Annotated in this window: 28 protein-coding genes; 18 read left to right on the forward strand and 10 right to left on the reverse strand. The window is 61.3% G+C overall.

Translation table 11 applies throughout. From position 1 onward, the window contains the following. Positions 1–38: 38 nt before the first annotated feature. Genes GM668_RS14625 through GM668_RS14635 form a run of 3 tightly spaced genes read left to right on the forward strand, consistent with a single transcriptional unit; the run spans position 39 to position 2,041 of the window. A complete protein-coding gene (locus GM668_RS14625; RefSeq protein ID WP_155439699.1) occupies positions 39–704 on the forward strand; it encodes a TetR/AcrR family transcriptional regulator in 666 nt (221 codons plus the stop codon). A 10-nt stretch (positions 705–714) separates the two neighbouring features. Next, the gene (locus GM668_RS14630; protein ID WP_155439700.1) at positions 715–1,491 is read left to right on the forward strand and encodes a tetratricopeptide repeat protein; all 777 of its coding nucleotides are present in this window, start codon (positions 715–717) and stop codon (positions 1,489–1,491) included. Positions 1,492–1,501: 10 nt separating this feature from the next. Next, positions 1,502–2,041, forward strand: a complete 540-nt coding sequence (locus tag GM668_RS14635; protein WP_155439832.1) for an LOG family protein — start codon at positions 1,502–1,504, stop codon at positions 2,039–2,041. A gap of 14 nt (positions 2,042–2,055) precedes the next feature. On the opposite strand, the gene GM668_RS14640 is transcribed toward GM668_RS14635, so the two are convergent. Beyond that, positions 2,056–2,568, reverse strand: coding sequence for a YgjP-like metallopeptidase domain-containing protein (locus tag GM668_RS14640; protein WP_155439701.1), 513 nt, complete (start codon positions 2,566–2,568; stop codon positions 2,056–2,058). Between the two features lie 52 nt (positions 2,569–2,620). Here GM668_RS14640 and GM668_RS14645 point away from each other — a divergent pair, with 52 nt between their 5' ends. The 5 genes from GM668_RS14645 to GM668_RS14665 all read left to right on the forward strand — a co-directional run bounded on the left by GM668_RS14645 (position 2,621) and on the right by GM668_RS14665 (position 6,502). Next, positions 2,621–3,484 carry an endonuclease gene (locus GM668_RS14645; protein ID WP_155439702.1) on the forward strand — a complete coding sequence of 288 codons (864 nt, stop codon included), beginning with the start codon at positions 2,621–2,623 and terminating at the stop codon, positions 3,482–3,484. Between the two features lie 99 nt (positions 3,485–3,583). Then, positions 3,584–4,330 (forward strand): molybdate ABC transporter substrate-binding protein, encoded by a 747-nt coding sequence (gene modA / locus GM668_RS14650; RefSeq protein ID WP_155439703.1) that lies wholly within the window; start codon positions 3,584–3,586, stop codon positions 4,328–4,330. After that, positions 4,330–5,007, forward strand: coding sequence for a molybdate ABC transporter permease subunit (gene modB, locus GM668_RS14655; RefSeq protein ID WP_155439704.1), 678 nt, complete (start codon positions 4,330–4,332; stop codon positions 5,005–5,007). Before modA ends, modB begins: the two co-directional genes overlap by 1 nt. Positions 5,008–5,010: 3 nt before the next feature. Beyond that, positions 5,011–5,706: an ABC transporter ATP-binding protein gene (locus tag GM668_RS14660; RefSeq protein ID WP_155439705.1), complete on the forward strand. Its 696-nt coding sequence runs from the start codon at positions 5,011–5,013 to the stop codon at positions 5,704–5,706. Further along, positions 5,696–6,502: a TOBE domain-containing protein gene (locus GM668_RS14665; RefSeq protein WP_155439706.1), complete on the forward strand. Its 807-nt coding sequence runs from the start codon at positions 5,696–5,698 to the stop codon at positions 6,500–6,502. The genes GM668_RS14660 and GM668_RS14665 overlap by 11 nt, the downstream gene beginning before the upstream one ends. A gap of 19 nt (positions 6,503–6,521) precedes the next feature. Here GM668_RS14665 and GM668_RS14670 read toward each other — a convergent pair whose 3' ends face one another. The 3 genes from GM668_RS14670 to GM668_RS14680 all read right to left on the reverse strand — a co-directional run bounded on the left by GM668_RS14670 (position 6,522) and on the right by GM668_RS14680 (position 8,540). After that, on the reverse strand, positions 6,522–6,944 hold the full coding sequence (locus GM668_RS14670) for a hypothetical protein (protein WP_155439707.1): 423 nt from the start codon (positions 6,942–6,944) through the stop codon (positions 6,522–6,524). Between the two features lie 169 nt (positions 6,945–7,113). Continuing rightward, the gene (locus tag GM668_RS14675; protein WP_229499338.1) at positions 7,114–7,413 is read right to left on the reverse strand and encodes a KGG domain-containing protein; all 300 of its coding nucleotides are present in this window, start codon (positions 7,411–7,413) and stop codon (positions 7,114–7,116) included. A 104-nt stretch (positions 7,414–7,517) separates the two neighbouring features. Next, positions 7,518–8,540, reverse strand: a complete 1,023-nt coding sequence (locus GM668_RS14680; RefSeq protein WP_155439708.1) for an NADP-dependent oxidoreductase — start codon at positions 8,538–8,540, stop codon at positions 7,518–7,520. A gap of 153 nt (positions 8,541–8,693) precedes the next feature. Here GM668_RS14680 and purU point away from each other — a divergent pair, with 153 nt between their 5' ends. The 7 genes from purU (at position 8,694) to GM668_RS14715 (ending at position 14,714) form a co-directional block, all read left to right on the forward strand. Beyond that, complete coding sequence (gene purU / locus GM668_RS14685) at positions 8,694–9,563, forward strand: formyltetrahydrofolate deformylase (RefSeq protein WP_155439709.1); 870 nt, start codon at positions 8,694–8,696, stop codon at positions 9,561–9,563. A 6-nt stretch (positions 9,564–9,569) separates the two neighbouring features. Continuing rightward, complete coding sequence (locus GM668_RS14690) at positions 9,570–10,106, forward strand: YaeQ family protein (protein WP_155439710.1); 537 nt, start codon at positions 9,570–9,572, stop codon at positions 10,104–10,106. 5 nt (positions 10,107–10,111) lie between these two features. Beyond that, positions 10,112–10,912 carry a M48 family metalloprotease gene (locus GM668_RS14695; RefSeq protein ID WP_155439711.1) on the forward strand — a complete coding sequence of 267 codons (801 nt, stop codon included), beginning with the start codon at positions 10,112–10,114 and terminating at the stop codon, positions 10,910–10,912. 67 nt (positions 10,913–10,979) lie between these two features. Next, positions 10,980–11,375, forward strand: coding sequence for a DUF2946 domain-containing protein (locus tag GM668_RS14700; protein WP_155439712.1), 396 nt, complete (start codon positions 10,980–10,982; stop codon positions 11,373–11,375). Between the two features lie 64 nt (positions 11,376–11,439). Further along, a complete protein-coding gene (locus GM668_RS14705) occupies positions 11,440–11,907 on the forward strand; it encodes a copper chaperone PCu(A)C (protein ID WP_155439713.1) in 468 nt (155 codons plus the stop codon). A 17-nt stretch (positions 11,908–11,924) separates the two neighbouring features. Beyond that, positions 11,925–12,440 carry a YcnI family copper-binding membrane protein gene (locus tag GM668_RS14710; RefSeq protein ID WP_155439714.1) on the forward strand — a complete coding sequence of 172 codons (516 nt, stop codon included), beginning with the start codon at positions 11,925–11,927 and terminating at the stop codon, positions 12,438–12,440. A 6-nt stretch (positions 12,441–12,446) separates the two neighbouring features. After that, positions 12,447–14,714, forward strand: coding sequence for a TonB-dependent receptor (locus GM668_RS14715; RefSeq protein ID WP_155439715.1), 2,268 nt, complete (start codon positions 12,447–12,449; stop codon positions 14,712–14,714). 7 nt (positions 14,715–14,721) lie between these two features. Here GM668_RS14715 and GM668_RS14720 read toward each other — a convergent pair whose 3' ends face one another. Beyond that, the gene (locus GM668_RS14720; protein WP_229499342.1) at positions 14,722–15,498 is read right to left on the reverse strand and encodes a head GIN domain-containing protein; all 777 of its coding nucleotides are present in this window, start codon (positions 15,496–15,498) and stop codon (positions 14,722–14,724) included. A 342-nt stretch (positions 15,499–15,840) separates the two neighbouring features. Between GM668_RS14720 and GM668_RS14725 the strand changes: the two genes are divergently transcribed. After that, complete coding sequence (locus tag GM668_RS14725; protein WP_155439717.1) at positions 15,841–16,965, forward strand: type IV pilus twitching motility protein PilT; 1,125 nt, start codon at positions 15,841–15,843, stop codon at positions 16,963–16,965. On the opposite strand, the gene GM668_RS14730 is transcribed toward GM668_RS14725, so the two are convergent. After that, positions 16,962–18,242: a c-type cytochrome gene (locus GM668_RS14730; RefSeq protein WP_155439718.1), complete on the reverse strand. Its 1,281-nt coding sequence runs from the start codon at positions 18,240–18,242 to the stop codon at positions 16,962–16,964. The two genes, GM668_RS14725 and GM668_RS14730, sit on opposite strands and share 4 nt — an antisense overlap. Continuing rightward, a complete protein-coding gene (locus GM668_RS14735) occupies positions 18,239–19,075 on the reverse strand; it encodes a c-type cytochrome (RefSeq protein WP_155439719.1) in 837 nt (278 codons plus the stop codon). The genes GM668_RS14730 and GM668_RS14735 overlap by 4 nt, the downstream gene beginning before the upstream one ends. Before the next feature lie 97 nt (positions 19,076–19,172). On the opposite strand from GM668_RS14735, the gene GM668_RS14740 reads away from it, so the two are divergent. Beyond that, positions 19,173–20,585, forward strand: coding sequence for an aminotransferase-like domain-containing protein (locus GM668_RS14740; RefSeq protein WP_155439720.1), 1,413 nt, complete (start codon positions 19,173–19,175; stop codon positions 20,583–20,585). Between the two features lie 91 nt (positions 20,586–20,676). Here GM668_RS14740 and GM668_RS14745 read toward each other — a convergent pair whose 3' ends face one another. Both GM668_RS14745 and GM668_RS14750 read right to left on the reverse strand, forming a co-directional pair. Beyond that, positions 20,677–21,351, reverse strand: coding sequence for a 3'-5' exonuclease (locus GM668_RS14745; protein ID WP_229499344.1), 675 nt, complete (start codon positions 21,349–21,351; stop codon positions 20,677–20,679). Beyond that, positions 21,351–21,812 (reverse strand): ProQ/FINO family protein, encoded by a 462-nt coding sequence (locus tag GM668_RS14750; RefSeq protein WP_155439721.1) that lies wholly within the window; start codon positions 21,810–21,812, stop codon positions 21,351–21,353. Before GM668_RS14750 ends, GM668_RS14745 begins: the two co-directional genes overlap by 1 nt. A 341-nt stretch (positions 21,813–22,153) precedes the next feature. On the opposite strand from GM668_RS14750, the gene rpoD reads away from it, so the two are divergent. After that, a complete protein-coding gene (rpoD, locus tag GM668_RS14755; protein ID WP_155439722.1) occupies positions 22,154–24,676 on the forward strand; it encodes an RNA polymerase sigma factor RpoD in 2,523 nt (840 codons plus the stop codon). 5 nt (positions 24,677–24,681) lie between these two features. On the opposite strand, the gene GM668_RS14760 is transcribed toward rpoD, so the two are convergent. After that, positions 24,682–25,929 (reverse strand): PAS domain-containing sensor histidine kinase, encoded by a 1,248-nt coding sequence (locus GM668_RS14760; RefSeq protein ID WP_170305647.1) that lies wholly within the window; start codon positions 25,927–25,929, stop codon positions 24,682–24,684. Positions 25,930–25,945 lie beyond the last annotated feature (16 nt).

Raw genomic sequence — 25,945 nt, forward strand, 5'->3', positions numbered from 1 at the left:
TGTTATCCTTGCATGAAGAAAAACCGATAACGACCACCATGCAACAAAAAGCACCACGACGCACGCGCGAACGCATCCTGGAATTATCCCTTCGTTTATTTAACGAATTTGGCGAACCGAATATCACGACTACCGTAATTGCGGAAGAAATGAATATTTCGCCGGGTAATCTTTATTATCACTTCCGAAATAAAGACGATATTGTCAATTCGATTTTCACGCAATTCGAGGGTGAAATCGAACGGATATTGCAAGTGCCGGATGGCCGCCGTTCGAATATTGAAGACGTGTGGCTGTATTTGCACTTGATGTTTGAATTGATTTGGCGTTACCGCTTCTTTTACCGCGACCTCAATGATTTATTGTCGCGTAACCGCAAGCTGGAACTGCATTTCAAACAAATCCTCGCGCACAAAATCAAGGTCGCCAAGCAATTATGCGAAGACTTGCGCAGCGAGCAATCGCTGGAAGCTTCCGATGCGCAAATCGATGCAATGGCGACTAATATGGTGGTGGTCGCGACGTACTGGCTGTCTTACGAATACGTACGCAATCCGCGTAAATATACGGAGCAGCAATCGATGGCCGATGCACTGGCCCGCGGCTGCTACCAGGTGCTGTCGCAGATCGGCCCCTACCTGCGCGGTGAGACGCATTTGCTGTTCCAAAAACTGTCTGAAGAATACCTAAAAAAACTCACCTAGGAGAAGCACCATGGCATGGACCAAATTCCCGTACGCGGATGACGCTTACGTCTACACTGCAGCCAGCCTGAAAAAGGCGTGGGCGCGCCTGCACGCCAACGATGCGGAAAGCTATCCATCGACCCCGGAACTGGTGCAGGCGTGGATTGCGTACCATGCGGGCGACTTTGAAAAAGCTGCGGAACTGGGCCTGGCGCAGGGCGTCGATGGTTATTCCGTCGCGAACCGCGCGACCTGCATCTATGCCAATTACCTGGAGAAGAGTGACAAGAAAAAGCTGGACCTGTACCTGGAAGTAGCGGAGCGCTGCGAACAGCAGCAGGAAGAACAGCCGAAGAATGCGGCCGGCTTTTACTGGCACGCCTATGCGCTGGGCCGCTACGCGCAGGGCATCTCTGTCGTCAAGGCGCTGTCGCAGGGCATCGGTGCGAAAGTCAAAAACAGCCTGGACACCGCCATCAAGCTGGCGCCCAAGCACGCGGATGCGCATATTGCACTGGGCAGCTACCACGCGGAAATCGTCGACAAGGTGGGCTCGATGATTGCCGGCCTGACCTATGGCGCGAAAAAAGAAGAGGGTTACAAGCTGTTCAAGAAGGCAATGGAATTGAATCCCAACAGCGCTATAGCGTATATCGAATATGCGAATGCGCTCGTTATGCTGGACGGCAAGAAGAAAATGGACGAAGCTGTCGGTTTATATGAAAAGGCGGCCGCACACGAAGCAGCGGACGCCAACGAGCGGCTGGACGTGGAACTGGCCAAATCCGAGCTAGAGGACGAGTAACTTGCAACAATTGAAATCGATCTGCGTCTATTGCGGCGCCAATGGCGGCGTGTCTCCCCGTTATGCGGAAGAGGCGCGTTCGCTGGCGCGCGCGCTGGTGGAAGCAAATTTGTCGCTGGTATATGGCGGTGGCAACGTAGGCTTGATGGGCGTGATTGCCGATGAAGTGCTGCGTTTGGGCGGTGAAGTCACGGGTGTGATCCCGACAGCGCTGGTGGAACGCGAAGTCGGGCACACGGGCCTGACCCGCCAATTCATCGTCAAGGACATGCACGAGCGCAAAGCCATGATGGCGCAACTGGCAGACGGTTTCATTGCCATGCCCGGCGGCATGGGGACCATGGAAGAATTGTTTGAAATGCTGACGTGGTCGCAACTGGGCATCCATTCCAAGCCAGTGGGCTTGCTGAATGTCGACGGTTTTTACGACCACTTGGTGGGGTTCATCCAACATGCGAAAGAGCAGGGTTTCATTAAGCCGCAGCATGCGGAATTGATGATGGTGGACAGTTCACCGGCGGCACTGCTGAAACGGTTCGTTAACCGTTAAGCCGGATGGGGCGCTCAGGCGCCCCACAGTTTTTTGCCTTCCACATCGAGCGCCGTCAAATACAGCCGCACGTCAAATTCATACTGGTGGTAATTCGGTTCCATATACGTGCACAGCTTGTAAAACGCCTTGTCGTGCTGCTTTTCCTTCACGTGCGCCAGTTCGTGCACGGCAATCATCCGTAAAAATTCCGGTGGCGCGTCGCGGAACATCGTGCCGATGCGGATTTCATGCTTGGCCTTCAACTTGCCGCCCTGCACCCGGGAAATCGACGTGTGCAGCCCCAGCGCATGGTTAATCACGTGGATTTTGCTGTCGAACATGACTTTGTCGATGGGCGCTGCATTGCGCAGGAATTCTTCGCGCAAGTCTTGCACGTACTGGTACAGCGCCTTGTCATTGCGGACATCATGCGCGGCCGGATAGCGTTTCAATAATGTTTCGCTCAGCCGCCCCTGGTCCATCAGCAGGCGGACTTGTTGCTGGGTTTGGTCGGAATAGGCGCTCAGGTATTTCAGGGGCTGCATGATGCGGTAATTTCTACGGGACAAGAGCGGAAATGTACCATATGATGGTGCGATGCGTACCCATGTGAATTCTGTGGGGCTGATAGTCCGCAGTGATCCTGCCTTGTCGTTCAGTTACCCGTCCCATATCGACCAGTCCAGCCTGGATGCGCTGCCCCAGCAGCCGGGCATTTATATCTTCCGCGATGGCGCCGGCACCGCTATTTACGTGGGCAAAAGCGTCAATATCCGCTCACGGGTACTCAGCCATTTGCGCACGCCTGAAGAAATGCAAATGCTGGCGCGCAGTGCCCGCATTGATTTCGAACGCACGGGCGGGGAAATTGGCGCGCTGTTGCGGGAAGCGCAACTCATCAAGAAACTGCAGCCCGTGTTCAACCAGAAACTGCGCCGCACGCGGGAAATGTGCGGCTACGTGTTGCCGGAAGAGAGCGTGGCGCTGCAACTGGTGTATGGCCGCGAGCGGGATTTCGCCGGCACGGATAACTTGTTTGGCTTGTTTGGCAGCCGTGCCGCTGCGCTGGAAGCCCTGCGCGGCCTGGTGCAGCAGCATGGTTTGTGTCCGGCCTTGCTGGGATTGGAAAAAATCGCGCGGGGCCGTCCGTGTTTCGCACACCAGATCGGCCGCTGCCACGGCGCGTGCGCGGGCGCGGAAACGCCGGAAGTACACCGGGCGCGGCTGCTGGAAGCGCTGGGCGACTGGCAAGTGGCGCGCTGGCCCTATGGCGGCGCGATCGGCATCGTGGAAGAGTCGGACGGGCTGCGCCAGGTGCAGCTGGTGGACCGCTGGTGTTATATGGGCGTCAAGCCCAAGGGGCGGCGGAAGCCCATGGCGCGCGGTGAATTTGACATCGACGTGTACCAGATCCTGCGCCGGCCACTGCTGGGCGGCAACCTCGTCATCGAGCCGCAATAGCGATATATACAGAACTATATAGTGATCGTTGGCATCATCGCATGGGTAACGCTATATAATCCCGTATATTGCGCTGATACCTGACTACGAGGAGTGCTGATGTTGAAGAAAATGTGCTGCACCGCAATCCTGGGCGCGTTTGCATGGTCCGCGTCGGCTGCCGACATCACGGTGTCCGCCGCTGCCAGCCTGACCAACGCGTTCAAGGAATTATCGCAATCGTTTGAAGCGGCCCATCCTGGCGATAAAGTATTGCTGAACTTTGCCGCGTCTGACGCGCTGGTGCAGCAAATTGCCAAAGGTGCACCGGTGGATGTTTTCGCGTCCGCCGACCAGGATGCGATGGACAAGGCGGAAGCGCAGCATTTGCTGGTGCAGGGCAGCCGCAAGAATTTCGCCAGCAACAGCGTGGTGCTGATTGTGCCGGCCGCCCGCACGCTGCCAATCAAAAGTCTGGCGGATTTGAAATCGCCGGCCGTGGCGAAAATCACGATGGGCAATCCCGCCGGTGTGCCGATCGGCCGCTATGCGAAAGAAGCGCTGGAAAAAGCCGGCCTGTGGACTGCCGTGGAACCGAAGCTGGTATTTGGCGCTTCCGTGCGCCAAAGCCTCGATTATGTGGCGCGCGGTGAAGTGGATGCGGGCTTTGTGTATGTGACGGATGCGGGCGCGCAAAAGGATAAAGTCAAAGTGGTCCTGCCAGTGCCAAGCGCCACGCCGGTCACGTATCCGATTGCCGCCATCCGTAGCGCGCCCAATAGCGCCGGCGCCAACCAATTCCTCGCCTACGTGCATTCCGCCGCAGGCCAGGCGACATTGGCCAAATATGGATTCGGCAAACCGTAATGAGTGAATTCTGGCAGCCAGCCTGGGTTGCGCTGGCGCTGTCATTAAAGGTGGCCGGCTGGGCCACCTTGCTGGACATCGTGTTTGGCGTCGCGCTGGGCTACGTGCTGGCGCGTTGCCGTTTTTGGGGCCGCGAAACGCTGGACGCGTTATTGACTTTACCAATGGTGATGCCGCCCACGGTGCTTGGCTATTACCTGCTGGTGATCCTGGGCCGCAATGGCCCGCTGGGGCACTGGCTGCAACGGCAGTTCGGCATCAACTTGATTTTCACGTGGCAGGCGGCGGCCATTGCTGCCGCAGTCGTCGCGTTTCCCCTCGTGCTGAAGGCGGCCCGCTCGGCCTTTGAAACCGTCGAACCCCAACTGGAAGATGCCGCCCGCGTGCTGGGCATTTCGCCTGCCGGCGTCTTTTTGCGCGTGACCTTTCCGCTGGCGTGGCGCGGCGTGCTGGCCGGTACTTTGCTGGCATTTGCCCGTTCCATGGGCGAGTTTGGCGCGACCTTGATGGTGGCCGGCAGCATCCCAGGCAAGACGCAAACCTTGTCGATTGCCGTGTATGAAGCCGTGCAGGCAGGGCAAGACGATACGGCGAATTTGCTGGTGATAATTACGTCCATCACGTGCATTGCCGTGCTGGTGCTGGCCAATCGGCTCACTCCCAACCGCAGGTTGTAAATCATGCTGATCGATGTGGATATCGCGAAAACCCTGCGTGCCGGCGAGCGTACATTCCGCTTGCAGGCGAAGCTGGTGTCGGCCAGTGACCGTATCGTGATTTACGGTGCATCCGGCGCCGGCAAGAGCATGCTGTTAAAAGCCGTCGCCGGGCTGGTGACGCCTGACACGGGCCATATCAGGCTCAATGGCCGGACGCTGTATGACCGTGCCGCGAAAGTGGATGTGCCGGTACAGCGGCGCCAGGTCGGCTACCTGTTCCAGGATTACGCGCTGTTTCCCCATTTGAATGTGCGGCAAAATATCGCGTTCGGGTTGAAAAAAGGATGGTTCAATCCACCGCCCAAGGCGCACGGTGAAAAAATCGAATACTGGCTGGACGCGTTTGAATTGCGTCCGGTGGCGCACCAGTTCCCGGCCCAGTTGTCGGGCGGCCAGCGGCAGCGCGTGGCGCTGGCGCGCGCACTGATCGACGAACCGCAGGCGTTGCTGCTCGATGAACCGTTTGCCGCGCTGGACCCGGCGCTGCGCGTGCGCATGCGCGACGAACTCGATGCGCTGCAGCGCCGCCTGAAAGTGCCGATGCTGATGATTACTCACGACCCGGAAGATGCGCGGGTCTTCGGCGGCCATGTGCTGACCATGATGGATGGTGTGATCGCCGGAGAGCAACAAGTGGAGACCTGTGATGGCGGATGACAAACTGGCGCTGGAAGGCAAAGTCTGGATGACGGTGGGCGGCCAGCAACTGGGCGGCTCTGACCGGGTCGCGCTGCTGGCAGCCATTGCCAGCCATGGCTCGATTACGCAGGCTGCCAAGGCTGTGCACATGAGTTACAAGGGGGCGTGGGATGCCATTGAAGGTATGAATAACCTGGCGGGCGAGCCGCTGGTCGAGCGCCTGGCGGGCGGCAAGGGCGGCGGCGGCACGCGGCTGACCCCGCGCGGCCAGCAGTTGGTGGACAACTTCCGCCTGATTGAGCGCGAACACCGCATGTTTATTGAACACTTGAGCCGCCAGTCGCATGCGCTGGCGGATGATTTCTTGCTGATCCAGACCATGAAAATGAAAACCAGCGCGCGCAACCAGTTTTCCGGCACAGTCTCATCCATCAAGCGGGGCGCCGTCAATGATGAAGTGACGCTGGATATCGTCGGCGGCCAGCGGCTGGTGGCCATCATTACACGCGATAGTACGGATGGCCTGGGCTTGGCCGTAGGCGGCGACGCGTTTGCGCTGGTCAAGGCGTCGTCCGTCATCATTGCCACCGATGCCGATGGCGCCAGGCTGTCGGCCCGCAACCAGTTAAGCGGGGTCATCACGCGCCTGGTGGCGGGGGAAGTCAATGCGGACGTCAGCATTACGTTGCCGGGCGGCGGCGTGCTGGGCGCGAGCCTGAGCCTGGAAGGCAGCCAGTCCTTGGGGTTGAAAGAAGGAATGGCGGTCACGGCGCTGTTCAAGGCGTCCAGCGTGATTGTCGGCGTGCCCGGCTGACTGCCGGGCCATACGGGCTTCAAGCCAGCGCCAATCCCTCGTCATTCGCCCATTTGCGCAGCGCCTGTTCCGTGGCGTCATGCTCATACTGGCGCCACTGCGCTTCTTTGCCAGCCTTTGCCACCATATCGTGGAATTTCGCGTGCGCGCCGCGCCGGTGGAAGAAATCTTCGGCAACCGCGAACTGAGCAGGAATGTGTTCTTGCACGAATTTCAATTCCAGCCGGCTGCCCAGGTCGAGATCCTGGCGGTGCGGCACGGACCAATACCGCTCCACATCATCGACATCGGGTGGAATCCGCTTATAGGCATCGTAGATTTGTGCAGCGTGGAACACTTCGCCCGTTTCCTTGGCGATATACGCATTGCGCTCATAGGGCGCCGCAGCGGAAACAAAGTTGAACGCGGATTGCAAGTCGTCGTACGGAATCGCAGTAGGCATGGCAAATCCTTTCGTGGTGCCAGTTTGACAAGCCAGTTCATTATAGACGGGCTTGATATTTGTCACTAAAAGTAGTTGCTAGATGTCACATCTACGCATCAAACTGTGTATCCCTCTTTCAGGCGGCATGTCGTGACCCATGCCGCGCCCATCAAAATGGTGTGAAGGACTATTGCTCATTGCCTCCGCTGGCCGCCTGCTGCTTGTTCAAGCGGTTGGCGGATTGGCGGCTCTCGCCGCCTTTGCGGCCAATGGCCGACATGTGGGCCCGGTCGCGGCTGACGGCTTCGCCGCCTTTTTGCCCTGCACGGCGCGCTTCTTCGGAATTGAATTCATGGGCCGTGCCTTTCTGGTGCGCAGCCTGGCCGCCCCGGCTGGCAATGGCGCGCTGCTGTTCGGCATCCATGGCGGCAAAGCCGCGTTTCGACGAGGATTTTTCAGGGGATTTCGGAGGGGTCGAGTCGGTCATGATGCTGCTCCTTAGAAAGTAAAAAGACCGCCGGGATGGCGGTCCTTGCTTAGAGGGGCAGCGCGCGGATAAGTTCCGCGGCGGACTGATGCGCAGACAGCGCGTTACGCGACTTTCAACACCAGCTTGCCAAAGTTTTTGCCTTCAAACAGCATCGTCAATGCTTGCGGGAATTGATCGATGCCTTGCACGACATCTTCACGGCTCTTGATCTTGCCTTCTTTTAACCAAGTGGCCAGTTGGGCAATCGCGACGTGGTAGCGGTCGGCATAATCAAACACCACCATGCCTTCCATGCGGGCACGGTTGACCAGCAGCGACAGGTAATTGGCCGGACCTTTGACCGGTGTCGTATTGTTGTATTGAGAAATCGCACCACAGATCACAATCCGGGCTTTCATATTGATGCGCGTCAATACGGTATCCAAAATCTCGCCGCCGACGTTGTCGAAGTAGACGTCGACGCCTTGCGGGCAGTGTTCTTTCAGGCCGGCACGAATATCGCCCGCCTTGTAATCAATGCACGCATCAAAGCCCAGCTCGTTCACAACGAAGTCGCACTTATCTTTGCCGCCGGCAATGCCGACCACGCGGCAGCCCAGCTGTTTCGCCACCTGGCCCACGGTCTGGCCGACCGCGCCGGCGGCGCCCGACACCACGACCGTTTCGCCGGCTTTCGGCTGGCCCACTTCCAGCAAGCCAAAGTAAGCCGTCATGCCCGGCATGCCCAAGGTATTGGTCCACACGGTGGCTGGCGCCAGCCGCGTGTCGATTTTTGCCAGTGCGGCGCTGCGGTCATCCGCGGCGCCGATCCAGTACGTTTGCACGCCCAGGCCGCCCGTGACGATATCGCCCACGGCAAATTTCGGCGATTTCGACGCCACCACTTCGCCAATGCCGCCGGCGCGCATGACTTCGCCAATGGCGACCGGGCGGATATACGATTTCGCGTCATTCATCCAGCCGCGCATGGCCGGGTCCAGCGACAGGTATTGCGTCTTCACCAGCACTTCGCCATCGGCCAGTTCGCGTACGGGTTCCGTCACGCGCTGCCAGTTGCTGTCGGTCGGCAGGCCGACTGGACGGGTTGCCAGGCGGTATTGCAGGTTTTCCAGGGATGTGGACATCGTGCCTCCATAGTTATTCAGGGTTGTATTCCTACTATAACTTAAAATGAACGACCGTGCTATTTTTCAAAATACCTGTTGTGACGCCAAGACATGCGACAATAGCAGGTTATTGCCTGTTTATTTTGTAGCTAAACCGATTTTTATTTCGCCATGACGCACCCTGAATACATCCTGACCCTGTCTTGCCTGGACCAGCGCGGCATCGTGCATCGCGTTTCCGGCTTCCTGGCCGAGCATGGCTGCAACATCATCGACTCCGCCCAGTTTGGCGACAGCGAATCCCATTTGTTCTTCATGCGCGTGCACTTTGCGCTGGAAGACAGTGCCATGACCGACCAGGCGCTGCGCGCGGAATTCGCGCAATTGGGCGACGACATGAAGCTGGATTGGGAATTGCGCGATGCACATGCCAAGCCACGCGTGCTGCTGATGGTGTCGAAGATTGGCCACTGCCTCAACGATTTGCTGTTCCGCTACAAGAGCGGCCTGCTGCCGGTGGAAATCCCGGCCATCGTGTCGAACCACATGGACTTTTACCAGCTGGCGGCCAGCTACAATATCCCGTTCCACCACTTGCCGCTGGCAACGGGGGCATCGGAAGAAGCCAAGCTGGCGCAGGAAGCGCGCATCATTGAACTGGTCGAGTCGCACAATATCGACCTGGTGGTGCTGGCCCGCTACATGCAAATCCTGTCGCCGCAACTGTGCGCGCGCCTGAAGGGCAAGGCCATCAACATCCACCACTCGTTCCTGCCAAGCTTCAAGGGCGCCAAGCCGTATGCGCAGGCGCACCACCGCGGCGTGAAACTGATCGGCGCGACGGCGCACTTCGTCACCAGCGACCTCGATGAAGGCCCCATCATCGAGCAAGACGTCGAGCGCGTCGACCACTCGATGGATGCGGAAACGCTGTCGGCTATCGGGCGCGACGTCGAGTGCGTGGTGCTGGCGCGCGCCGTCAAATGGTTTGTTGAACACCGTATTTTGCAAAATGGCGGCAAAACCGTCGTCTTTAAATAACTTCTAATGGCACTGAAATCCACGATTTATAAGGCGGAACTGTCGATAGCCGACATGGACCGCAATTACTACAACACCCACCAATTGACCCTGGCGCGCCACCCGTCTGAAACGGACGAGCGCCTGATGATCCGCGTCCTCGCGTTTGCGATCCATGCCGACGACGCCCTGGTCAATGCCAAAGGCTTGTCCGATACGGAAGAACCCGACTTGTGGCAAAAGGATTTGACTGGCGCAATCCAGCTGTGGATTGAAGTGGGCCAGCCGGACGACAAGCGCCTGCTGAAAGCGGCCGGCCGTTCCGAACAAGTCATGGTGTATGCGTACAGCGCCACGTCGCACGTGTGGTGGAAGCCGCTGGCCGGCAAGATCGACCGCGCGAAAAATGTCAGCGTGGTCAATATTCCCGCTGAAGCATCGGCCGCGCTGGAAAAAATGGCCCAGCGCACCATGCAGCTGCAGTGCACGATCCAGGATGGCCAGATCTGGCTGACCGACGGCACGGAAACCGTGCTGGTTGAACGCGAAGTGCTGAAACCTTAAGCGCCATGGCGACCTTGCGCTGCTCCTGTTATGCCGCCTTGCCGCGGGCATGGGGCGGGGCAGGGCGTGCTGTGCGGGCGCCGTTGCTGGCAGCATGGCTGGCTGGATTGCTGGCCGTGCCGGGCGCCGCCAGCGCCGTTCCGCTGGCGCTGGACCAGCAGCAAGTGATGGCTGGCGCGGCCGTGCTGTACAACGGACGCATCGCGGATTTGCGCACGGCGCAGCTGCTCGATAACGACGCCGCGTTCCATGCGCGCGTGCAGCGCATCGTGCAACCGTTGCTGTTGCAGGCGGCACGTGATTATCCCGAATCGGCAGCATGGCAGTGGGAAGTCCACACGACCACCGATCCCGAAGAACATGCGTATGCCTTTGCCGGCGGCAAGGTGCTGGTCAGCAGCGCCCACGCGGATGCGCTGAATTTGTCGGATGGTGAACTGGCCATGGTGCTGGCGCATGAAATTGCCCATGCCGTGCTGCGCCACAATTTGCTGGAATATGAAGAAGCCATCCGGCTGGAGCCGGCGTGGGCAGAGCAGCCGTTTGCAGCGCTGGAACATGCCGTCGACCACGATGGCCCATTGATGGCGAAACTGGCGCCGCTGGGCAGGCAGCAGGAACTGGAAGCGGACCGCGCCGGCTTGCAGCTGGCGGCCCGGGCAGGGTGGGAACCGCACGTGCTGGCGGGGTATTTCCGCAAGCTGGTGCAGGCGTCCAGCGCACCCAATGCCAGCGGGTTCGCGCATCCTTCGCCGGCCAGCCGGTGGCGGGCAGCGCGGGCGGCGGCGGCTCAACTCCACCGTTGAACTATGCCTTTGCCGCCATGCCACGTATAGCGCGCCGTATAAACGACTCGGGTTATAATCGCCCGTTATGAAACGGACATCGGCAACCAGGACGCTGTGGCTCTGGATCGCATGCTTTGCGGTCTTGATGAACGCGCTTGCGCCGTCCATTTCGCACGCCATCGCCTTCAGCCAAGGCGTGCCCGCCACGTGGGAAATTTGCCGCGCCGACGGTTCCCGCGTCACGGTGTCCGGCCTGATCACCGGGGAAGACAGCGGCAAGTCTTCCGGCAAGGCGAAAGCCATGGGCGAAGATTGCGCCTATTGCCAGACGCATGCCGGTTCGTTCGGCCTGCCCCCCGTTACGCTTTCCAGCCTGCCCGACGTGGGCATGCAATTGACACCGTTCCTGTTCTATCACGCGCCGCAGCCGCTTTCGGTCTGGGCCACGGCGCAGCCGCGCGGCCCGCCCGCGCACGTCTGACGTTTTACTTTTCGCGCCGCACTCCGGTGCCGCGCCTCCCGTAATCCGATTCAGAGGTAGATACATGAAGTTCTTGAACAAAGTAGTTTCCCTGTCCATGCTGTCCGCAGCCGCATTGCTGGCATCGAGCGCGCACGCGCAAGTGACCGTCAAAGATCCGTGGGTCCGCGCCACGGTGCCTGCCGCCAAAGCGTCCGGCGCCTTTATGCTGGTGCAGTCCGCACAGGATGCGCGCCTGGTTGAAGTGCGCTCGCCCGTGGCGGGCATGGTGGAAATCCATCAAATGTCGATGGATAACGGCATGATGAAAATGTCGGCTGTCGATGGCATCGACCTGCCGGCCGGCAAACCCGTCGCGCTGGCGTCCGGCGGCTACCACGTGATGCTGATGCAGTTGAAGCAGCAAATGAAAGAAGGCGACACGGTGCCGCTGACGCTGGTCGTGCAAAAGAAAGACAAGAAGCTGGAAACTGTCGAAGTCAAAGCGCTGGTCAAGCCTTTGAACTATGTCCCTGCCAAAGAGTCCAAGTGAGGCGCATTGTGAACAATATGAACAAGTTGATCGCTATCGCGGCAGCCGCCGCGCTGTCCCCGTTCGCATCCGCCCACGTCACCCTGGACCAGCCCACCGGACAAGCCGACACCTACCACAAGCTGGCGTTCCGCGTCGGCCATGGCTGCGACGGCAGCCCGACCCAATCCATCACCGTGATGCTGCCGGAATCGGTAACCGGCGCCAAGCCGATGCCGAAGGCCGGCTGGAAGATCACCATGGTGCAAGGCAGGTTGTCCGTGCCGCAGGAATCGCACGGCAAGGCCATCACCACCGCCGTGCGGGAAGTCACGTGGAAGGGCGGCCCGCTGGCCGATGAGCATTTCGATGAATTCATCATCCAGGCCAAGCTGCCCGTGGAACCGGGCAAAGTGTATTTCAAGGTGGTTCAACAGTGCGTGAAGGGCAGTGTCGCGTGGGATGAAATCCCCGGCGACAGCAGCGCCAAATTGCTGGCGCCTGCGCCTGTCCTCGATGTCGTCCCCGCTAGCGGGCCCGCCCACGCACACTGATACGCAATGAACAATTTACCATGCAAGCCGCTGGCAGTGATGCTGGCGGCGATGGGCGCTGCTGCGTCCATGGTTTCCCCTGCCTGGGCCGATCACGTGGTCCAGATCACGGCAGGGCGTCCCACGTCGCTGCCCGCGCAAATTCCCACGACAATGGAAGGCATCACGGGTGTGCAAGTGGAAGACCGCATCAACGCCAGTGACGCGGAAGATGCGCTGAAATACCTGCCCAGCCTGAACGTGCGCAAGCGCTACATCGGCGACTATGACCATGCCGTGCTGGCCAGCCGCGCCTCCGGCACAGGCAACAGCGCCCGTTCGCTGGTGTATGCCGATGGCATTTTGCTGTCGAATTTGCTGGGCAACGGCGCCACGTATACGCCCCGCTGGGGCCAGGTGTCGCCGGAAGAAATCGAACGGGCCGATGTGCTGTATGGGCCGTTTTCCGCTGCGTATCCGGGCAACTCGGTGGGCGCTGTCGTGGATTTCCAGACCCGCATGCCGGACAAGCTGGAAGCGCACGTGAAACTGTCCGGCAGCACGCAAGGCTTCCGGCAATACGGCACGGATTCCCGTTACAGCGGCGGCCAGGCCAGCGCATCGATAGGCGGCCGTTCCGGCGCGTGGTCGTGGTGGACCGGCGTGTCGCGGCTGGACAGCAATGGCCAGCCCATCGCGTTTGCCAACAAGCTGGTGACCACCGGCAAGGAAGGCAACGAGGGTATTGCTGTCACAGGCGCCATTGCCGATAAAAACCCGAATAACGCGGACTGGCTGATCCTGGGCGCCACCAGCCAGGTGCACACGGTGCAAGACCACGCGAAAATGAAGCTGGCGTACGACATCGCGCCATCGCTGCGCGCCAGCTACACGCTGGGCTGGTGGAAAAATGATGCGGTGCGCACGTCGTCGTCGTACTTGCGTGACGATGCGGGGAACCCGGTCTATGGCGGCGCCGTCAACGTGGCGGGCCGCAGCTATGGCTTGCTGGCGTCGGACTTTGCGCCATCGCGGGGGGCGCTGGAACACGTGATGCACGGCCTGTCGCTGAAACAAAGCGGCAGGGGCGTGTTCGAATGGGAAGTGGCGGCCAGCCTGTATGATTATGCGCGCGACCAGGTGCGCACACCGACCGTGGCGGTGCCCAATCCCGATACCAGGGGCCAGGGCAACCTGACCGACATGGGCGGCAGCGGCTGGAACACGCTGACGGTGCGCGGTGTGTGGCGTCCGAATGGTATGGCGCACACAGTGGAATTCGGCGTGCAGCGCGACAGCGCGCAATTGCGCACGCGCGTCACCAGTGGCGCCGACTGGATGGATGACGCCGGCAGCAAGCCGGTGTCCCGGTTTGTCGGCGATACACGGCTGACCAGCATCTACCTGCAGGATACGTGGCGCATCACGGACGTATGGAAAACCACGCTGGGCGTGCGCGGCGAGCATTGGCAAGCGTTTGGCGGCGGTATCGCCAACAGCGCCGATGTCTTGCTGCTGTTTAAAGAGCGCAGCGAATCATCGTGGTCGCCCAAGGCTGCACTGGCCTACCGCGCCAGCGATGACTGGTCGCTGAAAGCATCGGCGGGGCGCGCCGTGCGCAATCCCACCGCGGCAGAGTTATTCCAGGGTTCCATTGTGAACAATGCCATCGTCAACTCGGATCCATGGCTGCGCGCCGAACGTTCGTGGACCGGCGAACTGACAGCGGAACGGCAACTGGAAAAAGGCAGCCTGCGCATCACGGCATTCCACGAAACCACGCGCGATGCGCTGTATTCGCAGCCGCTGCCCGCTCTGCCGACTGTCAATACCGTGCAAAACATCGCCCGTATCCGCACCCATGGGCTGGAATTGTCGTACCAGCAAGATGAAGTGTGGCTGCATGGCTTGTCGCTGACGGGCAGCGCCACGTATGCCGATTCCATCATCGCCAGCAATCCGGCTTTGCTGGCCAGCGTCGGCAAACGCCAGCCGCGCGTGCCGGACTGGCGCGCGGTGTTGATGGCGTCATATCACGTGGGCGAGCACTGGACGTCCACCATCGGCTTGCGCTATAGCGGCCGCCAGTACGGATCGCTGTTGAACAACGATCCGAATGGCATGACGTATATGGGCGTGTCGGATTACCTGGTGCTCGATGCGCGGGTGCGCTACCGCTTCAACCGGCAGTGGAGCGGATCGGTGGGGATCGATAACTTCAACAACCGCAAATACTGGGCGTTCCATCCGTACACCCAGCGTACCGTCGTGGCGGAGTTGAAGTTCGACCTGTGAAGGCGGCTTAGTTCTGCGTGCCGCCCAGGCGCTTGACGGAGCCGGAACCCATGATGTTCTTGCTGATCTGCGGGTCACCGTAGTAGCCGATGTCGCCGGAACCTGCCACCGACAGGTTCAGCGACTGCTTGGCCCATACGGTAGCCTGGCCGGAACCGCCGATGCTGACGGAAACGTCGCGGGCCGCCAGCTTGTCGGTATTGACCTTGCCGGAACCGCCGATCGACACTTGCAGGCGCTCCGTACTGCCGGCGGCTTTCAGGTTGCCCGAGCCGCCCAGCGATACGGCCACGGCGTCGCTTTCCATGTTGCGCACGTTGATGGAACCGGAACCGCCCACATCAAAGGTGAGTTTCGGCGCCTTCAGCGTGTCAGCATCGACCGAGCCGGAGCCGCCGACGGCGATTTTTTCCAGCATTTTTGCGTTGACGATGACCTTCAACGTACGTGTGTCGATGCGCACGTCGCGCTTGACGGGACGCACTTGCAAGGTGCCGTGTTCCACCACGGTTTCAATCACCGCTTGCACGTTTTCATCCGTTTCCACCGTCACGTTTTCCGTATTGCCGGTGCGGACTTCCACTTCGCCCGGCAAGGCCAGCGCCAAACCCGTGAAGTGGCCCGTGTCGCGCGTCTGTTTGACGATCTTGCCATTGCCTTGCACGGTTTCGCCGCCGCGCAGCCAGCTCAGCGGCCCGGCCTGCACGCCGGCTGCGGGCACGATGATGGCCAGGGCGCTGGCAGCCAGCAAGATGGAACGGGCGATGTTGTTGAATGCTGCCATGTTGATTCTCCTTGAAAAAGCGTATTTAGCCATCTTGGGTGCCGCGTCTGCGTCTGCAGGCCGGGCTCCCGCATATCAGGTGTTTGATGCAGATCATGGTACGGCAGCAATATTTTTCAGGCTTCCACCGTGCGACAGATTGCCGGGGCTGGGGGACAGAATGCAAAATCCCGGCCCCGGGCGCTGGCAATCGGGCGCCAATTGGCCGCCAGCGCGGTTGCTTGTCAACGGGCGTGGCGTCCACGCCAACAATCGCCTGCATCGGCGTCAAAACCGCTGGCGGCGCGGCGCGCGGCCCGTATAATCTTTGCGGAACTATTAATTTACCCAGGGAATTGAGTCATGGAATACCACCAGTCTTCGCAAATACGCACGCTGACCTATGAGGAAAACGAAGACCATCCAGTATTTGGCACACTGGTCGAGCAAATCCTCCACCTGCTCAATTCCCGGCTGACGTTCAGCGACATCCTGATCCACCAGAACAGCCCCCTGTTGCTGCGCCAGCCGAAAGGCTTGGTGGCTGTGACGGATTCGCCGATTACGCGCGAAGAGCTGGAAGAATTCTTTGAAGTGGTGGAGCCGAACTGGCAAGAGCGGATCCAGGACCGGGCGTTCGACCGCTCGATCGACCTGCACACGGCCCGTATCCGCGCCAACTGCTTTACTTTCCAGGGTAAAAAGCGCCTCGGCTGCGTGATCCGCCGCTTCCCGAAGGAGCCGCTGCCGCTGGCGAACCTGGGCTTGCGTCCCCACGAACAGAAATTCGCGCAGTTGACCAGCGGGCTGGTATTGATCATCGGCGACACGTGCCAGGGCAAGTCCACGACGATTGCGTCGATGCTCGATGAAATCAACAAACACCGCTCGGGCCACATCATCACCATTGAAGACCCGGTGGAAACCCTGATCCCGCAGCGCAAGTGCGTCATCACGCAGCGCGAAGTGGGTTTTGACGGCGACGTCGAGAGTTTTTACCTGGGCGCGCTCGATGCGCTGCGCGAACGGCCGGACGTCATCGTCATTGGTGAAATCCGCGATGCGCAGACAGCGCAGGAAGCGCTGGCGCTGGCCGAATCCGGCCCGCTGGTGCTGGCCACCTTGCACGCCCGCTCGACGGAACTGGGCTTGCAAAAAATGATACGTTTATTGGGCAATTCGGAGCCGCAGCAGCAGGCGCTGGCTCATGCGCTGCGCGGCGTACTGTGCCAGGCGCTGTTGCCCTCCGTCGATGGCGACCGTTATCACCTGGCCACGGAATGCCTGACCGCGCATCCGGACGTTGTGCACATGATTGAAGCGGGCAATGTGTCGGGCATCCGGCCTTGGATGGAAGCGCAGCAGCGCGATGGGTGCCACACGATGAATGCGGCGCTGCGGGTGCTGCTGGCGGAGAAAAAAATCGCGCTGGACGATGCGCGCCATGCCACCACGGACCGCGTGGGGCTGGCGGCGCGCACGGTTTAATCCAGCGGGACGCGGCGGTAGCGGTCCACGTCGCTGCCGTTCACAGGCGGCGCGTTATTGCTCCACGACGCCCGGATATACGACACCACGGCCGCCACTTCCGTGTCCGACAGCGTGTGCGCAAACGGCGGCATGCCATACGGGCGCGGATTGCCGCCGGTGGCGGGGGCAAAGCCGCCATTGAGCACAATGCGGATCGGGTTGGCCGCTTCGTCCATCAGCAAGGCGCGGTTGCCGTCCAGTGGCGGGTAGGCCGGCGGCAAGCCCTTGCCGGCAAAGCCGTGGCATTGCACGCAATGCTTCACATAGATTTCGCTGCCCATATTAATGAAAGCCTGCACGTCCGGGTCTTTGGACCGTTCATAGGGCGCCGCCTTGCCGCCCGTGTGCGGCAGCGTTTTCAGGTACATCGCCATCGCCTGCACGTCATCGTCCGACAAATGCTGCAGGCTCTCGCGCACGACTTCCGCCATCGGCCCGAACACGGTGGCGCGCGGCGACACGCCGGTCTTCAGCAATTGCGCCAGGTGCGCCGTATCCCAGTCGCCCAGTCCTGCTTCGCCGTCGGAGGTCAGCGACGGCGCATACCAGCCCAGCATGGTAATCAGCCCGCCGGACATGCGGTCGCTCGACGCACCCAGCGCATTGCGCGTGCTGTGACACGCATTGCAGTGGCCCAGTCCCTGCACCAAGTACGCGCCACGGTTCCATTGCGCGCTCTGGCCCGTGTCTTCGCGGTAGACGGCAGGGCGGAAATACAGCGCGCGCCATACCCACAGGCTGGCCTGCAAGTTGTACGGGAAGCGCACTTCATGCGGCAGGCTGGCTTGCTTCACGGCCGGCACGGACTGGAAATACGCAAACAGCGCATCGGCGTCGTCGCGTGATACGGACGTGTAGTTCGTGTATGGGAAGGCGGGGTACAGCAGGCGGCCATTGCGCGACTTGCCGTTGTGCAGCGCGCGCCAGAAGTCATCCGCGCTCCATGCGCCGATACCGGTTTCCTTGTCGGACGTGATGTTCGGGGACATCACATTGCCGAACGGCGTTTGCAGTGCGCGTCCGCCCGCGTAGGGCTGGCCGCCGCGCGTCGTATGGCACGCCTGGCAGTCGCCGGCGCGGGCCAGGTAGGCGCCGCGTGCGATCTTGTCTGCTGCCGGCAGGGCGGCGCTGGCCTTGCCGGGCGGCGGCAGCGGATCGTCGCCGGGCGCCGCCAGCCAGATACCGGACAATATCAATCCGAAGACAGCCAGTGCAATGGCGAGGCGGCGGTTCATGGCTGGCCTCCGGTGCGCGGCATTGCGGATTGCTGTGCGGTTTTGTTGTGCGTGCCGGTGGCTGCCGCATTGGCGGCGTCCGGCGCGCTGCCGCACGCAATGGGCAGCGGCCGGGTCATGGAGGCGGCAGGCAAAATGGTGGCGTCGGCCGGCTGCTGTGCGAGCCAGCCGGAAACCGCGGCAATATCTTCATCCGACAGCCGGGCGGCAATGTCGGCCATGCAGTCGGGCGCATGGGCGCGCCGGCCCTTGTCGCGCCAGGCGCCGAATTGCGCATTGATGTAGTCGCGCGGCAGGCCGATCAAGCCGGGAATCGCCGGCGCCACGCCGGTCAGCTGTTCACCGTGACAAGCCACGCAGGCGGGCACTTTCTTTTGCGGGTCGCCTTGCCGCGCCAGGATGCGGCCCCGTTCCAGCATGGGCGCGGATGCGCTGGTGTCGCCCGGCGGCGGATAGGGCGGGTGCAGCGATGCAAAGTATTCCGCGATTTCCATCAGGTAGGCATCGGACAGCTGGTCCGTCATGTACGTCATCATGGCGTACTTGCGGCGGCCGTCGCGGAAATTGCGCAGCTGGTTATACAGGTAGCCTGCAGGCTTGCCTGCGATGCGGGGAAAGTATACGGCGCCGCGTGCCGCTGCCTGGGCATTGGCTTTGATATCAGCTTCCGCCTTGGCGCCCGCGGTGTGGCAGGCGGTGCAGGCTGCCACGCGCTGGGCCATGGTGTCGGGAAGTGCTTTGAGTTCTTGTGGTTTGGCCGCTGCTGTTGCTGCATCCGCTTGCGGCAGCAGCATGCTCGCGGCAAGGCAGGCGGCCAGGATAGTTTTCCTCATTTTGGGCCCATTCTCTAAGATAATGCCTGATCGATAAGAATACGCCTGTGTGGCACGGAAAGACAGGCGCAGAAACGCAACAAAACAGGGGATCAGATTGAAGCTCTACGAAGCGCTGGCGCAAGAAATCGAAGACCTGGTCAGCCGGCAGGCGCTGCGTCCCGGCGACAGGCTGCCGTCCGTGCGCCAGCAGCAGGCCCGCCGCGGCGTCAGCCCGGCCACGGTATTCCAGGCGTACTACCTGCTGGAGGCGCGCGGCGTGATTGAATCGCGGCCCCGCTCCGGCTATTACGTGGCGCGCCGCCGCTTGCCCGATGATGCGCCGCCAGAGCCGCACGTGTCGCAGCCGGCCTTTGATGCGGCCGTGGTTGACGTCAGCGCGCTGGTGTTCGATGTGCTGGGAGCGGCCCGCAACCGTTCCGCGATCCCGTTTGGCTCGGCTTTTCCCAGCCCGCTGCTATTCCCGCTGGAGCGGCTGGCGCGGGAAACCGCGTCGGCCATGCGCAGGCTGGACCCGTGGAGCACGGTGGCGGACCTCGCTCCCGGCAATGATGCGTTGCGGCGCCAGATTGCGCTGCGCTACCAGCTCGATGGTGCGCCGGTGCCGCCGGACGATATCGTCATCACCAACGGCGCAATGGAAGCGCTGAACCTGTGCCTGCAGGCCGTCACCAGGCCGGGAGATGCGGTGCTGGTCGAGTCGCCCGCGTTTTATGCGGCCTTGCAGGCGCTGGAGCGTCTTGGGCTGCGCGCGGTGGAAGTGGCGACCGATCCGCGTGACGGCATGGAGATCGGCGCCTTGGCGCAAGCGCTGGAACGGCACCGGCCTGCCGCGTGCTGGCTGATGACGAGTTTCCAGAATCCGCTGGGCTGCCTGATGCCGGCCGGGAAAAAGCAGGCGGTGGTGGAATTGCTGGCGCGGCATCAGGTGCCGCTGATCGAAGACGACGTATATGGCGAACTGTATTTTGGCGCGCGCCGTCCCGCGCTGGCCAAGCGTTATGACCAGCATGGACTGGTCATGCATTGCGGGTCCTTTTCCAAGTGCCTGGCGCCGGGGTTCCGTATCGGCTGGGCGTCGCCGGGGCGGCATGCGAAAGCAGTGGAACGATTGAAGCTGTCGACCAGCCTGGCGTGCGCGATGCCGTCGCAGCTGGCGCTGGCCGGCTACCTTGCGCAGGGCGGATACGACCGGCACTTGCGGCAGTTGCGGTCCGCACTGGAAGCGCAGCGCGACGCCATGCTGATGGCGGTGGCGCGGCACTTCCCGGCCGGGACGCGCGCGACGCGGCCGGAGGGCGGATATTTCCTGTGGGTCGAGTTGCCTGCCGGGGCCGATGCGCTGGCGTTGCAGCGGGCCGCGCTGGAGCGGGGGATCAGCATTGCGCCGGGGCCGATGTTTTCCGCGCGGCGGGAGTTCGGGAATTGCCTGCGCCTCAACTACGGGCATCTGTGGAATGCGGAGCTGGAGGACGCGATGGCGGTGCTGGGCAGGTTGGCTCGGGCGTAGGGCGGATGTTATAAATCCAGCATGCGTGCGTCGCCGGGGTGCAGGCTGGCGGATTTGTAAGAGCCGCCCCACGGAATACTGGCGTGGCCTGTCAGGCGGCTGCCGGCTTCGGCGGCCGCGGCTTGCGCTTGTTTTTCACGGGACGCTGCGGCGGCAGTGCATTGCCGGCCGCGATCCAGTGGCGGTAAATGCGCAGCGCCACTTGCGCGTCATCGGCCGCATACAGGATTTGCCGTTCCGACAAGCGCGGCGCCGCCCAGTTGGTGGTGGAGATTTTCTTGGACTTTTGCAGCTTCTGGCCGAAGAAGCGCGCGACAGCGCTTTTCGCACCCAGGTCATTGCGCTGGCCGCCGCGCAGCGCGACCGATAAATCGGCCACGCGCTGCGGCTCGATGCCCAGCTTGGCGCGCAAGCGGCGCACGTCGTCGGACAGGCCAAAGCCTACTTTGAGAATCTGTTCCGATTCCAGCACTTCCTTTAACAGCGGCAGTGCAGGGGAGGGCTGCGTTCCGATCTGGAACAGGTAGCAGACGGCATCCGTCGACAGCTGCACCAGGTGCGGGCCGTCGGACGTCTGGCCTTTGAGGAAGGTGGGCTTGGATTCCGTGTCGAAGCCGATCACGTCAGCCGACAGCAACGCCGTATGGGCTTGCTCCAGTTCGGCGGCGCCGCGCACCAGCAGCACATCGGCCAGTGCAATGCCAATGTAGGGAGGCAGCTCGGGGCCGGCCTCCGTATCCATCGGCAAATCGGCGGCGTCGTTCATCAGCCTTTTTTGGAGAACTTGGCAGCCAGCAGGTTGAGTTTTTCCTGGCGCTGTTTGGCCGCTTCCGCTTCGGCGGCGGCTTCGCGTTCCGCTTTCTTGCGTTCCGCTTCTTTCTTCAGGCGCTCTTTCAATACTTCCTTGGCATGCTTGCGGTGCACGTCGGTGACTTCCGCGCCCGCCGTGCCGTCCAGGTCATAGCGCACGGTGGCTTTTTCCATCACGCGCAGGTAGCGCTGCGAGCCAGTGTGGATGCCCAGCGCAGCGCGCATCAGCTTTTTATCGATGCCAGGCATTTGCGCCATGATTTGCTTGTCGATACCGATCGACAGCGGCAGGCAATCGCGGAAAGGTGGGAACTGTTGCTGCAGTTGCTTCAACAGGGCACGGGCGGTTTGCGCAGGTGCGGCCGGCTGGTTGGCCGCTTCGGTGGCCGCCGGTTCCGGGGTAAGGCTAGTGTTCATCGACTTCACAGATTAATCAGAGGCCGCCAGCATATCACGCTGTCAGCATCGGTGCATTGCAAAATCCATCATCATGTTGTTTTGCTCATGAGATTTTCAGCGTGCGTTTGCTGTCGAATGCAGTTATAATAATCGACTCGCCAAACAAAATTGGCTGTAGCGGCAGGACTTGCAGCAGGTATCACAACTAACCAGCAATACATTCCCGCCTTGCATAGTAGATAAAAGCAAGCCCGTACATAGCAAGTGCAACGGGCTTTTTTCAATTTCCGACGAGATGTTGTTTGCTGACGGTCTGGAACCGGACCGTTCGGCATAGTCTCGCATTGAGAGATATTTGAATGACGAAAACGCCGAAAACCCTCACGCTGTCTGCCAAACCCCGCACCACCGCGGCGCAACTGGCTGTACCTAAGACCACTTTATCTTATGTCATCGACAATGCGCAAGAGGCTGCCGGCAAAGTAACCGTCGTCAAGAAAACCCGTTCGCGCCTGGCTGCCGCCGCTGCGGCTGAAGCAGTGCAGGCTGGCGTTGCGCCAGAGGTGGCTGGCGCTGTGCCAGCCATGGCGGAAGGTGTGGCGGCTGTTGCGGAAACGTCGGTCGAAGTACCTGTTGTAAAAGTCGCACGCAAGTCCGGCGTGGCGACGGCTGTGTCGCTGGCCGCGCCTGGCGGCGATGCGGTCAAGCCTGCTCCAAAGACGCGCGTGAGCAAAGCCAAGGCCGAAGCCGCGCCAGTGACCATCATCCCGGCCGGCGCCGCACCAGCGGTCAGCCAGACCACCGATGCCGCCGTGCTGGCCACGATCGATACGTCCGGCTACCAGCTGCCAGGCGTCAAAGTGCCCGGCCGCCGTGGCCGCAAGCCGAGCGAATTCACGCCGGAAAACGATGAAGTGGCGGCACTGAACGCCGTTGAGCGCGCTGAATTGAAAGCCGCGTCGAAGGCACGCGAGCGCAAAGCCAAGGGCCTGGACGCATTGAATTCGGACGGCGCATCGGCGGAGGAGCTGGAAAAACGCCGCACGCAGTTCAAGAACCTGATCAACCTGGGCAAGGACCGCGGCTACCTGACGTACGCTGAAATCAACGACCATCTGCCGGAAAACATCATTGATCCGGAAGCCATCGAAGGCATCATCGCGACGCTGAACGACATGGGCATCGCTGTCTACGAGCGCGCGCCGGACCAGGAAAGCCTGCTGTTGACGGATGGCGTGGTGACTGCCGCTTCCGACGATGAAGTGGAAGCCGCCGCCGCGACCGCGCTGTCGACCGTGGACTCCGACTTCGGCCGCACCACCGACCCGGTCCGCATGTACATGCGTGAAATGGGCGCCGTGGCGCTGCTGACGCGCGAAGGCGAAATCGAAATCGCCAAGCGTATCGAAGAAGGCTTGAAGGACATGATCCAGGCGATTTCCGCCTGCCCGACCACCATCGCAGAAATCATCGCGCTGGCCAAGAAGATCGAATCCGATGAAATGAAGGTCGACGACGTGGTCGATGGCTTCGTGGACTTGAACGAAACCGCCGCTGCGCCGGCGGTAGCCGCCGCCGGCGATGACGAAGAAGACGAAGAAGAGGACGACGTCGAGGAAGAAGAAGAGGGCGGCGCTGCTGGCGGCGCGGCCGGCTACTCGGCTGAGCAGTTGGCGCAGCTGAAGAAAGGCGCGCTGGAGAAGTTCGAATTCATCGAAGAGCAGTTCGAAAAAATGCGCAAGGCATCCGGCGGCTATGGCTCGCCGGCTTACCTGAAGGCGCAGGAAGCGATTTCCGCCGAGCTGCTGGGCATCCGCTTCACGGCCAAGGTCGTGGAGAAGCTGTGCGACACCTTGCGCGGCCAGATGGAACAAGTGCGTTCGATCGAGCGCGCCGTGCTGGAACTGTGCGTGAACCGCTGCGGCATGCCACGCGCCCACTTCATCAAAGTCTTCCCGGGCAATGAGTGCGACCTGGACTGGGTGGACGGCGAAGTCAATGCCGGCTACCCATACAGCGCGGTGCTGGGCCGTAACGTGCCTGCCGTGAAAGAGCTGCAATCGAAGATGATCGACTTGCAGGCCCGCGTGGCGCTGCCGCTGGCTGACCTGCGCAAGATTAACAAGCAGATGGCTGCCGGTGAAAAGCGCGCCCGCACGGCGAAGCGTGAAATGACCGTGGCGAACTTGCGCCTGGTGATTTCCATTGCGAAGAAGTACATCAACCGCGGCCTGCAATTCCTGGACCTGATCCAGGAAGGTAACATCGGCCTGCTGAAGGCGGTGGACAAGTTCGAGTACCGCCGCGGCTACAAGTTCTCGACCTATGCAACGTGGTGGATCCGCCAGGCGATCACGCGCTCCATCGCGGACATGGCCCGTACCATCCGCGTGCCGGTACACATGATCGAGACCATTAACAAGATGAACCGCATTTCGCGCCAGATCATGCAGGAAACCGGCAGCGAGCCGGATCTGGCCACGCTGGCAGTCAAGATGGAAATGCCGGAAAACAAAGTCCGCGAAATCATGAAGATCGCCAAAGAGCCGATTTCCATGGAAACGCCGATGGGCGAGGATGGCGATTCCCAGCTGGGCGACTTCATTGAAGACAACACCACGCTGGCGCCGCTGGACGCTGCGATGCACGCATCGATGCGCAACGTGATCAAGGAAGTGCTGGACTCGCTGACGCCGCGCGAAGCCAAAGTGCTGCGCATGCGCTATGGCGTGGAAATGTCGAATGACCACACGCTGGAAGAAGTCGGCAAGCAGTTCGACGTGACCCGCGAACGTATCCGCCAGATCGAAGCGAAGGCCATGAGCAAACTGCGCCAGCCATCGCGTTCGGACAAGCTGAAAACGTTCCTGACGCAGAACTAAGGCTTCTAAGCCAAGACAGAACGGGAAGCTTCGGCTTCCCGTTTTTCCATCCCGGGCAAGCGTATGGTCACTGTCGTACCTTTTCCCGGCATATGGCTGGCGACAACCTGGCCGCCGAACGCGCCCACGCGCTCGCGCAGGGCCAGCATGCCGAATGGCTCGCCGCTGTTGGGCGGCAAGCCGGTGCCATTGTCGCCGACCACTACCAGCAAGGCTTCGGGGTCCAGGTCCAGCGTGACGTCCACCCGCGTGGCGTGGGCTGCGGCCGAGATATTGCCCAGCGCCACCTGGATCATGCGGAACACGGCCCACGTCGTGCGGGGCGGCAGTCCCTCATGTCCGCCATCGTTCAACAGGTGCAGCTGGCAGTGCATGCCGCTGCTGCGCTCCAGCTGTTTCAACTGCCAGTCGACGGCGGCCGGCAAGCCCAGTTCCAGGGTGCTGGGGTGCAGTTCATTGATCAGCGTGCGCACAGCGTGGATCGAGGCGTCGAGCGTGGTCAGCGCGCTGCCTGTCTGGCTGTGCAGGCGGGGGTGGTTCTCCGCTGTGCGGGAATGCAGCATGTCCGCATCGAGCTTTAGCGCCATCAGGTTCTGGCCCAGCGCGTCGTGCGCATAGCGGGCCAGGCGGCGCTGTTCCTCTTCGCGCAGGGTTTCCTTGTGGTCGGACAGTTTGCGCAACTGGCGCAGCGAGTCTTGCAGCGCCTGGTCGGCGCGCATGCGCTCCGTCACGTCAATGCACATGCCGATCAAGACCGCGGGTTTGCCTTCGCTGTCGTAGACGGGGCGTTTAAACGTCTGCACGCGGCGGTCTTCCTGCAAGCCTGCGTGCCACACCCATTCTTCCTCGACCCACAGGCGGCCCGATGCAAAGGCGGCGCGGTCGGCTTCCAGGAAGGCTTCCATTTGCTCGGGCGGGTAATACGCACTGCCCCGTGTTCCTGACAGTTTGGCAAAGCCGACGCCAAAGATTTGCTCGCATGCCTCGTTCATCATGATGATGCGGGAATCCGGGTCTTTCAGGAACAACGCCACCGGCAGCAGCGAAACAATGTGCTGCAGCTGGTCTTCACTGCGGGTGACGTCGGCCAGCCGTGCGGTTGCCTTGTCCAGTTCATGCCGCAATGTGTCCGATTCCGCGCGGGCTTGTTCCAGTTGCCGGGAATGGTGCAATGCAGCGCGCGCGGCGCGGCGCCACAGGATGAGGGACAGCGTACTGACCGTAATGGAGAGTAGGTTGAAGACTGTAATCATGGAGGCTTGATTGTAC

Source organism: Pseudoduganella ginsengisoli (assembly GCF_009720865.1).
GTDB classification, from domain to species: domain Bacteria; phylum Pseudomonadota; class Gammaproteobacteria; order Burkholderiales; family Burkholderiaceae_D; genus Rugamonas; species Rugamonas ginsengisoli.

Coding starts and splice junctions, on each gene's coding strand:
- GM668_RS14625 (WP_155439699.1), top strand. CDS start 39: ATGCAACAAAAAGCACCACGACGCACGCGCGAACGCATCCTGGAATTA.
- GM668_RS14630 (WP_155439700.1), top strand. CDS start 715: ATGGCATGGACCAAATTCCCGTACGCGGATGACGCTTACGTCTACACT.
- GM668_RS14640 (WP_155439701.1), bottom strand. CDS start 2,568: ATGCAGCCCCTGAAATACCTGAGCGCCTATTCCGACCAAACCCAGCAA.
- GM668_RS14645 (WP_155439702.1), top strand. CDS start 2,621: ATGCGTACCCATGTGAATTCTGTGGGGCTGATAGTCCGCAGTGATCCT.
- modA (WP_155439703.1), top strand. CDS start 3,584: ATGTTGAAGAAAATGTGCTGCACCGCAATCCTGGGCGCGTTTGCATGG.
- modB (WP_155439704.1), top strand. CDS start 4,330: ATGAGTGAATTCTGGCAGCCAGCCTGGGTTGCGCTGGCGCTGTCATTA.
- GM668_RS14660 (WP_155439705.1), top strand. CDS start 5,011: ATGCTGATCGATGTGGATATCGCGAAAACCCTGCGTGCCGGCGAGCGT.
- GM668_RS14665 (WP_155439706.1), top strand. CDS start 5,696: ATGGCGGATGACAAACTGGCGCTGGAAGGCAAAGTCTGGATGACGGTG.
- GM668_RS14670 (WP_155439707.1), bottom strand. CDS start 6,944: ATGCCTACTGCGATTCCGTACGACGACTTGCAATCCGCGTTCAACTTT.
- GM668_RS14675 (WP_229499338.1), bottom strand. CDS start 7,413: ATGACCGACTCGACCCCTCCGAAATCCCCTGAAAAATCCTCGTCGAAA.
- GM668_RS14680 (WP_155439708.1), bottom strand. CDS start 8,540: ATGTCCACATCCCTGGAAAACCTGCAATACCGCCTGGCAACCCGTCCA.
- purU (WP_155439709.1), top strand. CDS start 8,694: ATGACGCACCCTGAATACATCCTGACCCTGTCTTGCCTGGACCAGCGC.
- GM668_RS14690 (WP_155439710.1), top strand. CDS start 9,570: ATGGCACTGAAATCCACGATTTATAAGGCGGAACTGTCGATAGCCGAC.
- GM668_RS14695 (WP_155439711.1), top strand. CDS start 10,112: ATGGCGACCTTGCGCTGCTCCTGTTATGCCGCCTTGCCGCGGGCATGG.
- GM668_RS14700 (WP_155439712.1), top strand. CDS start 10,980: ATGAAACGGACATCGGCAACCAGGACGCTGTGGCTCTGGATCGCATGC.
- GM668_RS14705 (WP_155439713.1), top strand. CDS start 11,440: ATGAAGTTCTTGAACAAAGTAGTTTCCCTGTCCATGCTGTCCGCAGCC.
- GM668_RS14710 (WP_155439714.1), top strand. CDS start 11,925: ATGAACAAGTTGATCGCTATCGCGGCAGCCGCCGCGCTGTCCCCGTTC.
- GM668_RS14715 (WP_155439715.1), top strand. CDS start 12,447: ATGAACAATTTACCATGCAAGCCGCTGGCAGTGATGCTGGCGGCGATG.
- GM668_RS14720 (WP_229499342.1), bottom strand. CDS start 15,498: ATGGCAGCATTCAACAACATCGCCCGTTCCATCTTGCTGGCTGCCAGC.
- GM668_RS14725 (WP_155439717.1), top strand. CDS start 15,841: ATGGAATACCACCAGTCTTCGCAAATACGCACGCTGACCTATGAGGAA.
- GM668_RS14730 (WP_155439718.1), bottom strand. CDS start 18,242: ATGAACCGCCGCCTCGCCATTGCACTGGCTGTCTTCGGATTGATATTG.
- GM668_RS14735 (WP_155439719.1), bottom strand. CDS start 19,075: ATGAGGAAAACTATCCTGGCCGCCTGCCTTGCCGCGAGCATGCTGCTG.
- GM668_RS14745 (WP_229499344.1), bottom strand. CDS start 21,351: ATGAACGACGCCGCCGATTTGCCGATGGATACGGAGGCCGGCCCCGAG.
- GM668_RS14750 (WP_155439721.1), bottom strand. CDS start 21,812: ATGAACACTAGCCTTACCCCGGAACCGGCGGCCACCGAAGCGGCCAAC.
- rpoD (WP_155439722.1), top strand. CDS start 22,154: ATGACGAAAACGCCGAAAACCCTCACGCTGTCTGCCAAACCCCGCACC.
- GM668_RS14760 (WP_170305647.1), bottom strand. CDS start 25,929: ATGATTACAGTCTTCAACCTACTCTCCATTACGGTCAGTACGCTGTCC.